The organism is Nostoc sp. FACHB-133, assembly GCF_014698055.1.
Taxonomy (GTDB): domain Bacteria; phylum Cyanobacteriota; class Cyanobacteriia; order Cyanobacteriales; family Nostocaceae; genus Nostoc.
In genome coordinates this window covers 192,535-205,039 of record NZ_JACJSH010000005.1, presented here as the reverse complement: position 1 = coordinate 205,039, position 12,505 = coordinate 192,535, and the positions used below count along the sequence as shown (strand labels likewise).

The following is a 12,505-nucleotide window of genomic DNA, read 5'->3' as shown; positions in this document are numbered from 1 at the left end:
GAGCAAAGGAAAGCCAGACGAATACGGGGTATTGAATTATCAAAAACTAGGGTAAAAACATAGTAGTTTTTATTATAAAGTCTACCTTACAAATAATTAAAAGGTAGATTCTATTAGTCAGTTAGCCAGAAATAAAAAATAACAGTAATAATAGTAAAAAATAATGGATACAGTCAAATATTTAATAGCTTTTGCAAGACCATTTTATTTAGATGGCAATTTTGATACGTATGACGAATTTAATCAAGTAGTTATGCCACTACTTACAGATGAATTAGAAACTGAATTTTCTAACGCTCTAAGGAATTTTGAGAAAAATAATCCCGACTTACTAAAAAAGTATGTTGAATATTTTAGTTATAAATATGAGGTTGATTTAGATACGATTTGGAATTGTTACAGTGACGATATCAACAGCAACTAAGAGAAAGAAACATCCAGATAAGGCTAAATTGGATGATTTTATTCAAAAGTGTAGGGATAGCGTTAAAAATCAAATAGTAGAATTCAAAGCTTCTAAGTTACACCCTAATGGATACTATTACAGCGATTTAACAGGATACAAAATTAGAAATTCACGTAAAGCACAGTGCAATCATGTGATACCCTTACGTGAATTAGTTTACAATTTTATCCGTAGCAAAAAGATTGACTTAAATGATATCGATTCTCTACCAGAAAGTGAACTGACAGCAATACTAAAAGACTTTGCAGCCCATCATGAACGGGTTGCAGTGCTAAATATTTTAACTGAGTCAGAGAATAAGCGAGATTTCTACACTAATCGAGAAAAATTTAGACAATGGACAGAGTTCTATACAAATTAAAATACCTTTAGCTAACCACAACTAAAGGCAATAATCGACTACTAATAATGGAAAATAAACAAAATGCAAAAGTTTTCTAGAGAAAATAACCCTTTCGCTTATACTGGTGAACTAAAACAAATTAACTACCCGAAAAACGACAACACAATGAAAACAATGAACAATCCAACTATTACTAATTATAACGAATTTACAGAATTTTATCAAGAAGATATAGGTATTGACTCATCATTTAACTTTAATGATGCTGAAAAGTTTCTAAGCGCATTGTGTGGAGATGATTTATTTACAGAGTTTGATGAATGCAAGTTTCTCTTCCAAACTTTTGATGATAATGAAAAACGTAAAGACAAAAATCTAGCTAGACTGCTTTATGGTACTTTTGATGAATGTAGAAACGAACTAGTAAAATTAAATAATAAAGGTGCTGGTATATGTGTTACGGTTAATCGAGCGGCAGGTCATGAAAGAAAGAACGAATATATCACTAATATCCGTGCCTTATATGCTGATTTTGATGATAACGGATTCCCTAAAGACTATCACTTAGAACCTTCAATCATAGTAAATACTAGTAATATCAATGGGCTACAAAGAGGACACGTTTATTGGTTGCTGGAAGATAATGAAGAACTAGAACAATTTAAACCTAATCAAAAGTTAATTATTAATCACTACAACTCTGATAACCAGGTAAATGAGTTATGCCGTGTTATGAGATTACCTGGATTTTTTCACAGAAAAGGAGAACCACAGCTAGTTACGCTTGCATACTGTAATCCCAGTATTAGGTATAGAAATCAAGATGAAGTAATAGACTTAATACCTGCCAAAGTTGATACTCAAGAACCTGAAAAGGATATATCGCCAGCATTTACTAAATGGGTAAAAAAAGTAAGAGAAGCTAAAGAAGGTGAACGAAATGACACGCTACATAAAGCTTCTTTTGTAGCTGGAGGAATGATAAGAGAAAATGTAATTGATGAAGATTATGCTGTTGAAATATTGTCTAATGCTGCTAGTGAAGCTGGACTTTCTGAACAAGAAATAAACGACACAATCGAGAAAGGTATTAAAGCTGGCAAAGAAAAAAGTAATTACAAATCTAGTATTGAGAACAAACCTAGTGTTATAAACCAAGGTGGAAAGATGAAGCAAATAATAGAACTAATTAGAGTAGAAGCTGAAGCAGGCGATTTACAGTGGAATGTATATAAAGATAGTCCTATTTACCAAGGTGAAAATGTAGAAATATCTGACATTAGGGCAAGACTAGGTGAGGAATATGACCTAGATGTGCGTACTGAAGACTTGAGAGATGCTCTCAAGTACGTTGTTGCTAAAAATGAGGCTTACCACTATAACGCTGTCACATCTTATTGCGAATCGATTATACAAAAACATGGTACTGAAGTAAGAGGTTATATAGACAAACTCTGTGATGTACTAGGATTATTAGAACCTATAGAACGAATATATTTACGCAAGTTCTTAATAGCATCTGTGGGTAGGGCATTTGAGCCAGGATGCTATTTTGACAACGTTTTAATCTTCTACGGGAAGCAAAATATAGGTAAGACAAAGACTTTTGAAGCTTTATATGGTACTGATAATTATACGACTCTTCAGAATGAAACTAGTGATAGGGATATCTTAGCTGTATGTAGACGTAATTGGTGTAGCGAGATAGGAGAGTGGGAGCGGTTCTCTAGCAAAAGAATGCAATCAGAAATCAAAACATTTATTACAAAGTCCAGAGATGAGATGAGATTGCTATTTACTGACAATGCAAAATCAATATCTAGAAGATTTGTACTATTTGGAACTACAAATCAAAAAGATATCCTTAAAGACATTACAGGCAACAGAAGATACTGGGTATGTGAGATTACAAAAAAAATAGATAGAAAATGGGTAGCTGCAAACAGAGATTTAATTTGGTGCGAAGCTGTAGCAGCATACCAAAGTGGTGAACAATGGATACTATCTGAAACACAAGAGATTGCACAAGAGAACCATAACGATAACTACAGCGAAGAAAATCCAACAGAAAACCAACTTGTATTATGGATAAATAATCTTTATGTAGGTCAAGGTGGTACACAGTGGAATGATAGATTAGCTACTGAAGGTTTTCATCTAACTGATGCAATTACAGCAGTATTTGGAGATAAAGCAGATTTTGAAAAATCAAAATCTAAAGTAATAGCTATTCTGAAAAAACTAGGTTTTTATAGTAAGAGAACACGAATAGGTGGTATGCAATTATCATTATGGTTCCATAATGATATAGAAAAAATTACAGGTAAGAAAACACCTAAGACATTTAACCCTACTGACACGAAAGTTACTCTTCTAGAGGATTAATCACAACTGTGCAGGTATTACTAAAGACACCTGCACAGGCTACGATGTATATATAGCAGTAGCTTCAAGGTTTTTTTATAATTTCTGTACTGCACACCTGCACAGACACCTACTCAGCTATAAACTGCTCCTGGCAAGGGTTATAGAGTTTGTGAGTAGGTGTGCAGGTATATTTTATAAAAGTATATAGAGAAACTTAATAAGTTAGCAATTATTTTGGGGCTAGGCAACAACACACATACAGATATATAAAGTTATGCGAAATACACCTGCACACCTGCACAGAAGCCCAGAACGTATACACAGTAAGCGTTATACCCAATTAGATATACCTGCACACACCTGCACATAAAAAGTCAAACCATTGTAAAGTCAACATTTTAACTAACCCTTCTATTTATGGTATTTACTCCATCTAGAAAAATTAGCTAGGTTAGGAATAGAAGATGATTCTATACCTAGAGAAGTAATCATTATCCGAGATGATGAGGAAATCTTGATTTAAATAAAATTTCACCTGTATCAAAATTGATATAGGTGAACTTTAATACTTTGCAGGTAAAAAATATAGTTTCTAACGTAAAAGTGGCTAAAGTAATCAGGTTTTAAGTTTTGGCGATTTGATTTATAAGGTTTAGTTAAACACTCACAAGTTGAAATAATTTCATACCAATTTAATGAGTAGTGATAACCAGATATATAAAAAAATCAGGTAATCATCAATTACCTGATTTTGAGTATTGAATTAATTTTTAATAGAAACGATAACTAAAGCTTTAAATTTCTGGTAATTGAACATTGTTGTTGATGATATCGTCATCTGGACTCCAGTAATGCTGGTTAATCATCTCTTCTGATGTTTCCATCAATGCTGCTACTGTAGCTATGTCTACACCTTGTCTTAGGTAATGAGTGATGCTTGTATTTCTCAGGTTGTAAGTAGGTAAGTATTGTTTGACTTTACCTTCACTTACCAAGTTTTCAATAATTCGCTTGGTGTACCTTTGGGTAAAATCCTTTAGGTTTATACGATTACCTTTTTGACTGGGAAACACTAACTTATTCAGCAGAGTAGATACATAAATTGCCCTTCTGTCAAGCAATTGTCTAATCTGTGGAGTAATGGGAAACAGCCTTGCTTTGTTATTTTTTGTAGACTTGAGAATGCCTTTAGAGTAAGCTTTATCAAAGACAATAACATTATCTTTCACACAATCCCAAGTTAAAGCTATTGCATCTTCTGGTCTACAGCCTGTGAGGTATAGAAATTCTATAAAATCAGCATAGTAACTATCTTTAAATGCTGAATTTACATTACAGTACCAATCACCTCTAAAAGCTTGAATGATATAATCAACTTCTTTTCTAGAATATGCTTTTTTGCTTCTCTCGCTTTTAGGTCTTTCTGGTAACTGCTTTCTTAATCTACGCCAAATGTGAGCATGGGTTAAGTGATTTTCAAATGCCCAATTACTACAAGCTTCTATCTCAATCAACAACCTTTCAAGTGTACTAGCACTATAAAAGCCAAGTAATCTTCCTACTAATAAACAAGCATTCTCAGGTAGTAAATCACTTGCCATTAGCTTCCCTAGCATTCTATCGACATCACGCCAAATTGACTTTTTAGTAGTTTCAGCTAATCTTGCCTGTTTAGCTACTTTGTACTGTTCCCACAGGTCTTTTAAATTGAATACTATTTGCTGATTGATTGAAACAACATTGTCAGCTTGTTTAACTCTTGGCTGGTACTTTTCTAGCGTGTAATCGAAATAGCCAGCTAAAATGTCAGTTTTGATTTGACTTGCTACTCTTTCAGCATTAGCAATGGCTAATTTATCGTCGTGTCTACCACCAGGAGATAATGTATATTGCTTACCTTGGTATTGAAACCGGATTATAATTCCACCGTTATTGTTACGTGGCTTAATCTTGGGTACTCTAGAGGATGGTTTACCAGTTTCGTACATAGACTGAGTTGCATAGTTCCTGCATAACTCAGCCATGCAATTGTTCAAACCATTGGTGTATTAAGGCTTATGCGCCACTTTGGGGTAGTGGAGGTCGTGGGTTCGAATCCCGCCGCTCCGATTGATGATAAGCCATGCCTGCTAGTCTTTTAAAAAGATTGGCAGGTTTTTCAATAAAGTCTGCAAGCGATCGCAAAATCTCCAACAACAACTCATTAGACTTCTTGCAGAAATGGGGAAAATGGGGAATGGTTAAAGGTTAAAGGTATGGAATTTTACCTTCTCCTTTAACTTTTGCCCAACATCTTGCAAAAGTTACTTTTGCAAGATGTCTGTATTCCTAACTCAGCATTATCCTATTCCCAAACGTCCAGCCAAGCCGGGAGTTAGAGGTAAGAGTGTAGTAATCATTAAGAATAGGGCTAAAAGCCCCAAAGCGGCTCTAGCATCATCGGGTTCAGTGATTTCATTCAAACTGGGGCGTTCTTGATCTCGTTGCAAGAAGAAAATCACGATCGCCCAGTACATGGCAAGAGTATTACCGAGAGATACTAGTGCCAGTAAAATTAAAGTTGCGATCGTGGCGCGTCCTGCGGTTTTGCGTCCATAAATCGCCTGAACAATGCGCCCACCATCTAGTTGTCCTGCGGGCATCAAGTTCAAAGCGGTGATAATTAACCCCAACCAACCAATTATCACTAGGGGATGAACACTTACCAGGGATGACTGCAACGCCGAACCCAAAACAACTCGTGCCAAACTTCCCACCAAAATCGACCCTTGGAAAAACTGATTGGGCAATTGAAATAAACTACCTGGGTGAGAAAGTAGTAAACCTGTCACCAACATTAACAAGGAAACGATACCACCTGCGGCTGGCCCTGCCAAAGCAATATCAAATAATACCTTGCGGTTGGGTAACAAAGATTCAAAGCGGGTAATTGCCCCAAATGAACCAATTTGCACTGCGGGTAGAAAGAAAGGCCAGCTAAGACGGATTTGGTGGCGTTTAGCAAGTAACCAATGACCAATTTCGTGAGCTACTAAAATCGCAAATATCCCAGCACCTATAGGCAAAGCTTCTTGAAATCGCTCTGGATTGGCAAATAAATCAAAATTCAGCAGTAATCCCGCAGCTTCTAGATTTGTGGCAATGGTTGCTATTAACAAAATACCTGCAAAAGCTTTTTGCGATCGCAACATCGGCTTGGGATCATTGCGACTGGGTAAAACAATTACCACTGGTTTGCCGTCTGTGTTTTCCACTAAAAACAGGCGATATTGCTCACCAAGGCGTTGCTGCAAACTTGCAGTTAGACGGTTGTGAGTTTCTTCTGGTTCTCCCCGTAAATTGCCTTTGAAAATAGCTCCATCTTGATAGGCAATGGTTTCTGTGGCAAAAAACGTATCGATACCAAAGATACCTTTAATTGCATTCAAGTCCTCTTCTGGTATCGGCGGAATCTCTGGTTTCAGTTCTGCTACTGTTGGTTGTGGGGAATTTGCTTCAAGTGAGGAAGCAGCAGCGAGTCTTTCTGTGGCGCGTTGTTTGAGGATGGCATCTTGCCCAGCTGCGCGTAACTGTCTGCCCAAATAGACGTACAATCCGGCGGATGTCACCACTAAGAACAATATACCCGCTATATTGATGTAAATCCCTGCGGTAAACAATCCAAAAAACAGGAGCCAGGGAGTCATCAACACCACCGACTGTAACCAGGCTAAGATTCCCAGTTTACCAAAAGGTCTGGCGCGATAAAAGCCCCAGCCCAAAATGCCTAAAGCTACCAGTAGGATTGCCGCTAGGATAGAAGTTTCTGATAAAGTAAACATCTCCAAACCTTTGCTATTGAGACTAAGCCAGAACAAGTCCGGTATTGCAGATACACTTATTAATGTATAACGCCGCCTGTCGTCTGCCAAAATTATGCGGTTTTGCGTAGGCGTAGCTCAACCCAGGCGAGGGGTAAAAAAGTTCGTAGTCAGGACTTTAGTCTTGGATTTTTAAGCACTGAAGTGCTTACTACAAACCTAGCAAATTTGATTCACCTATCAGAACTAATGGGACAGACCACTAGGTTTTAAAAAGTAATTCTTTTGTAGGATGGGTTACAGCTTTAGCCTAATGCACCTGATCAACCGGAAAAGAGAGCGATCGCATCATATATCAATCGCTCTCTTGCCCAATAATTAATTTGCTCAAATACAGTTTGAGCAAAGTAGTCTTCTAAGTCCAATAAAGAACTTCAGCATTTGGAAAGCGCCTACTAATCTCACTCTCAAAAAAGCAACGCAATGCTTTCATTGTGTCCTTATCATAAACGTACTTCGTCCCGCCAAACTTATTACGCTTTACACTGCGTTTTGCCTCATCCATCTCTAATTTTGATTGCGGATACCAAGTTTGTAACACTTCTTTTGACCCAGGTGTAAACCGATGGGAGATTAGCTCAAAGGTAAGGTTACAGTCAAAATCCAGTGCCTCGTTTATCTGCTCAAACAAACGACTATAGTGCATTTGCCAATCATCTATCGGCATAATTGGCGCAATAACCAAGCCTATTGGATAACCGCCACCGCCACGCTCTTGTGGTAGCGCCAACCGTCGCAACGCATTCAGTCTGGATACTACGGATGCCGTGCCACCTTCAAACTTACCAGAAATTGGTGCTGCATTAACACTCATCCGACAGCGAGTATGCCCATTGTGTGGTAAATCGAGTAATCCATCCACAGCATCAAATTTCGATACCCAACGTAGATGTGCATTGGTACGAGTGCCAAAGTAACGGATACATTCAGCCAGACTTCCAGTTAAATGCTCAATACCCAATGGGTCTGTGTAACAGCTAACTTCAAAACTTGTGGTTTTCCCCTGTTGCTCGTAGTTAGCTGAATTCTCTAATATCTGCGGTAAGTTGGCAAAAACGCGGATAACAGGTGGCCCCGACAAGCTACCAGCCAAGTAGCAGTATTGACAGTGAGCCGGACAACCTTCGGCAAGGTGAAACTGCCAATCCGCAGAAGGTGGGATGGAACTCAGCTTAAAAGAACTGGGTGGTGCAGTAACCACCGCTAAGGTACGCTTGGCGATGTTGTAAGTATCACGCTCAGACTCACCGCGTAGACCCTTCAGGCGGTTCTGTGATAGTTCTTCTATTGGTAAGTTGAGTGACTGCACACGTTTAAGAATCTGCTGCCCCCAATCCTCATCTAGGGCAGCAGGTGTAAACAGTACCCGTTCAGGTATCCACAACCTTGGCGATTTTGTTTGTGTATCTGATACTGAAACTTGGTCTGTAATGGTATTCAGCAATATCTTTCTCCGTTATTTAGTTTGCTGATTTCTGCAATTAATTTTCCAAGACTTGCTTAATTCGTCGCTCTAACAAATCAAGATCCAAACTGCCTTCATCACGGTTAATTCGGCGCACAGTAGAATTAACATTAGCCAAATTAACCAATAAATCTTGAAGAATTTCCTGCTGCTGACGGGCTTGGGTAACTTCGCGTGGTTCCTGTACTAAATCACGCACGATGGTATCTTCAGCACGAGAGGCGATAATTGGATCGTTTTGCCCTTGAACGTGAACAAAGGTTCGTCGCCCTGGGCCTCGCTCCTCTTCTATTGGTATAACTGCTGTCACTTGGTCAGAACGCACATATTTGCCAAATCCCAAATGGACTAGCTCTGATGAGAGGATTTTCATATAATTGAAGCGTTATTTTTATGTCTTACTTGTATTGTAAAATCTACAAAAGTGACTTAAAGCCATAGACCATACGGGTTATACCCAATTCAAAGTAGTAGTCTCCTATCCCAACTACTGCTTGATATCTTTGTGTCGGTTACACTGTTTTTACCAGCTTTTGGGGTTGTTTTATGGTTTCAGTAAACTCAAGCTTTAAGTTGCAGTCCTAACTTTGGCTTGTTAAGTACAGCCTTTCATTAATTTGTAGCAAATTAATGAAAGGCAATACATTGCAATGCTAAAGCGTCTCTTTGCAATGTTAATACCAACTCAATTAATGATTGCAACACATCCTTGGCTAAAGACGCGATGAATCGCGTCTCTACAAATGGCCTATTTGTCGTATTCTTTTTCCAATTGGTATAATACGCATTGTTAATGCGTGCCCTTGCAATGCCAATGTGTCGGGATGAATTCTAACAGCCTCTTTCTACACTGGCAGGATATTTAATCTTGCTCTGATTCAATGTCCTCATCTGCGATCGCAAAATCACTGATATAGTCGCGTACAACACGCTCAAAAAATAGGGGAGCAGGCAAACCTGTCCAATCGCTGTAGTGACCAAAGCCATAGCGCAGTGACTCCACAAGGGCAGCTAGATCATCAGCATTATCTTCTGGTTGCCTCAAGGTAACAACAATCTCAAGGGGATTTGGAGAAGGCCAGCGACCTACAAATGGAGCTTTTGTAGAGAGTTGACTTATCTTTAACCCAGCTTTGTTGCTTAGAGTCTGGGTTGAACGATAACAACTTTGCCCACGTGAATATTGATGTGGTGCTTCACGTGCCACAGATAGATAAGCCACACATCCAGTTTGGTTAGTAGTGCTGAGTCGAAATAACCCAGTCGCACTAGAAGCTGAAGGAATTTTAAGTGTAGGTGGTAATTTATTTAGTTCTTCTTTAGTTCTAGTATCTTCTAAAGAAGTCTCTATTAAATGTCGGGCTTTTTTCTCAATTATTCCAGGGGCGAGTTCTTGGCGAATGCGAATTAGACGTGCGCTTTGCCATTCATCCTGCATATTCTCAAACTGCTGGCCAAGGTTAATTTGATTAGCATTAATTCTGCTATCAGCAAGCCAATCCCATAGTTGGACGCAGTTGGAAGAATCAATCATAACCAATGGTTGCATCCCATCTTCCACAGAGTTAGAAATAATCTGTTTTACAAAGTCCATGAATCGAGTTTTAGACACATTACGCTTCTCAGCCAGTTTGATTGGAGTAAGTTGGGCAATAAAAGCTAGTGCATCACAAAAGCTAAACCACGGGCTGATTACTAAATTTCCTTTCTCGTAAGCACAGCAAAGCTCACATTTCCCTGTATCTACTTTGAGGCGCATTACCACTGCTAAAAATGTATTCTCAATAACACCACGAGAGCGACCCCTTTGTTTACGGACGATTGTGAACCCTAAAATTTCTTTTGGTCTAGCTTCTGGTGGGATATTTTGTAAGTACTTGTCAACCTTTTCTTTTACACCATCAATCCGACCAGAATGAGCCGAGAACAAATCTTTCAGAGCCGACTGCATACGATGGAAGAAGTCTGCAAGTTTGAGATGTTTTGTTTTATGTGTCTTTGCAATGGGTAGAAGAAATTGCACGCCACTACCAATTTTTGCAAGTGCTTGGCGGGTTGAAGGCTTATTAACTTTATCGTCAGGTTTAACAGTGTTTTTACCAGTAGGATCTGGGTAAAATTGCCGTGCCATTATCAAGGAGAAAGTTGGTTTATTGGGGTCTTCAATTTGTTTCGCAGTGGATTTCCATGCTTCAATTCGCTGCCGCGATCGCTCCTTATTTTTCAAGTCTTTTCCAGGTAAAATCTCTCGTGGCCCGTGAGTATTTTCTGGCAAGCGATTAAGAATAATTTCGAGCGTGTTTCCCCATAAAACTTTAGTAATTTTCTGCAATAGATTTACTTCTATTTCCAAATCAGCTTCATAAAATATAAACAGTCTCGGTTGCTCATTAGGATATAGTCGCTGCATCGCTGCTTGGTTTGCCTGAATAATGGTTTGAAGATCATTCGTTTGATTCAGCGTAAATCTATTAAATTGAAGAGCTTTTCTTCCCGACTCAATCTCTTCTAAACGAATGTCAAAGTGTTTGCGTAGTAAGCTATCTATCTGACTTTCGTTGAGTTGATCGAGGTATTTTGCGGTAAACTCCAAGTTGGAATTTGTTTCATGATCTTTCAAAACCCCACCAAGCAGTGTAGGAAGATTAATCATGCGTGATGCTGTATCATCTAGTTTGTGCTTTGATGGTACTTTTGTGTAACCATCGAATATTTGGATTCCTAATAGTTTAAGAATTTTAGTGATCGCTTCCAAGGCATCTAATTTATCAATTTCTGGTACACCTGTTTCAATACCGTATCCTTCTGAACTATTTTCCTCTTCTTCTGAATTATCTTGAAGTCCATTACGGTAAGTAAGAACTACCTCACAGTTATCAGTGGAGGCTTTGCCCAAAGCGATTTGTTGCCCATCAAAAGATTCCAGAGGCAGTTTCAATTCTCTTCGCAGGATTTCAAAATCTGTATCTGTTGCCCAACGCCAATTCTTCTTCTCTTGCTTGTTATTTTTATCTTGTTCGCATTTTACTCGATAGCTAAAGGCGCGATCGGGATAGTCTTGAGAAAATATGAAACCGCTAATATTCCTACGATCGTATTTAGGATCTTTTAACTGAGTAAACCAGCGACGTTTGGAAACCTCAACTTTCACCAAAGGTTGAGGCAAAGATGGATAAGTCACAACTTCCAAGCTCACCACAAAACTGAATTTCCCTTTTGTGTCACGTAAGGTTATCGGATCGGTCATTAATTCTACAATTCCAGAATTGCTGGAAATAATCCGTTTTATCGGCCCTAACTCTGAAAAAATCTCTTGTCCAGCAATTTGACGAGCTACGTAATCTACTATCGCACGATAGGCATATTTATCTGTTAAATCTTTTGGTTGAGTTGTACCTGTCTGTTTAGACCAATTCCAAGGAAATACTTGAGATTTAAATGGAGAAATTTTCAGAAGTTCTCCTCTTTCCTGCAAATCTTGCAAGCGGTCAATAATATTCGTTGATATGTCTTCTTTTTTTGCAAAAGGTCTGAGATGATTTGTAAGCCAGTCGTTAATAATTGGGCGAAGCATTTGATTGATATCTTCTTCATTACCACAATTTAGGTAAACAAAAGGTTCTGGCTCGCTACCCCTTTTAGCATTATTCAATACAAACTTCGTAAGACCTACGTCTGGTTCAATTCGCGCTGCATTTTTTAATACTACTTCTAGAAATCCTCGAAATGAAGCATAGGGGAGATTTTTGACATTAGTTACTTTTTGAATATCTGCAAAATCTAAGGAAGCAGCCTTTGTCCAAGCAAGAGTAAAACCCTCTATGATGATTGGACGCAGATCATCAGGTACAGTGAAGGCTTGGGTAAATCTCTTGACAGGCTTGATTTGCCCTTGCTGAATATAAAACTTATCTGAAACTAAATTATCATCAGTTTCTTCGTCTTCCTCTTCTTCAGATAAATCTTCTTCAAGTTCAATTTCATCAGAAAAATTGTCGCTCATT

8 protein-coding genes and 1 tRNA gene are annotated in these 12,505 nt (G+C 38.4%); 4 read left to right on the top strand and 5 right to left on the bottom strand.

Annotated elements, in window-relative coordinates; genetic code table 11:
• Positions 1 to 163 precede the first annotated feature (163 nt).
• From H6G86_RS06465 to H6G86_RS06455, 3 genes are all read left to right on the top strand, one after another.
• Positions 164 to 424 (top strand): hypothetical protein, encoded by a 261-nt coding sequence (locus H6G86_RS06465; protein ID WP_190933630.1) that lies wholly within the window; start codon positions 164 to 166, stop codon positions 422 to 424.
• Entirely contained in the window at positions 402 to 827 is a 426-nt protein-coding gene (locus H6G86_RS06460; RefSeq protein WP_190933629.1) for a hypothetical protein, read from the top strand. The genes H6G86_RS06465 and H6G86_RS06460 overlap by 23 nt, the downstream gene beginning before the upstream one ends.
• 63 nt (positions 828 to 890) lie before the next feature.
• Complete coding sequence (locus H6G86_RS06455) at positions 891 to 3,194, top strand: VapE domain-containing protein (protein WP_190933628.1); 2,304 nt, start codon at positions 891 to 893, stop codon at positions 3,192 to 3,194.
• 776 nt (positions 3,195 to 3,970) lie between these two features.
• Here the strand turns inward: H6G86_RS06455 and H6G86_RS06450 are convergent.
• Entirely contained in the window at positions 3,971 to 5,200 is a 1,230-nt protein-coding gene (locus H6G86_RS06450) for a tyrosine-type recombinase/integrase (RefSeq protein WP_190933627.1), read from the bottom strand.
• Here H6G86_RS06450 and H6G86_RS06445 point away from each other — a divergent pair.
• Positions 5,168 to 5,285, top strand: a tRNA-Pro gene (locus H6G86_RS06445). The genes H6G86_RS06450 and H6G86_RS06445 overlap by 33 nt on opposite strands.
• Before the next feature lie 230 nt (positions 5,286 to 5,515).
• On the opposite strand, the gene H6G86_RS06440 is transcribed toward H6G86_RS06445, so the two are convergent.
• From H6G86_RS06440 to H6G86_RS06425, 4 genes are all read right to left on the bottom strand, one after another.
• On the bottom strand, positions 5,516 to 6,997 hold the full coding sequence (locus tag H6G86_RS06440; RefSeq protein ID WP_190933626.1) for a site-2 protease family protein: 1,482 nt from the start codon (positions 6,995 to 6,997) through the stop codon (positions 5,516 to 5,518).
• Positions 6,998 to 7,391: 394 nt separating this feature from the next.
• Positions 7,392 to 8,414 carry a spore photoproduct lyase family protein gene (locus tag H6G86_RS06435; RefSeq protein WP_313930616.1) on the bottom strand — a complete coding sequence of 341 codons (1,023 nt, stop codon included), beginning with the start codon at positions 8,412 to 8,414 and terminating at the stop codon, positions 7,392 to 7,394.
• Between the two features lie 103 nt (positions 8,415 to 8,517).
• Positions 8,518 to 8,874 (bottom strand): hypothetical protein, encoded by a 357-nt coding sequence (locus tag H6G86_RS06430; protein WP_104900334.1) that lies wholly within the window; start codon positions 8,872 to 8,874, stop codon positions 8,518 to 8,520.
• 489 nt (positions 8,875 to 9,363) lie between these two features.
• Positions 9,364 to 12,504: an RNaseH domain-containing protein gene (locus H6G86_RS06425; protein WP_190933625.1), complete on the bottom strand. Its 3,141-nt coding sequence runs from the start codon at positions 12,502 to 12,504 to the stop codon at positions 9,364 to 9,366.
• Position 12,505 lies beyond the last annotated feature (1 nt).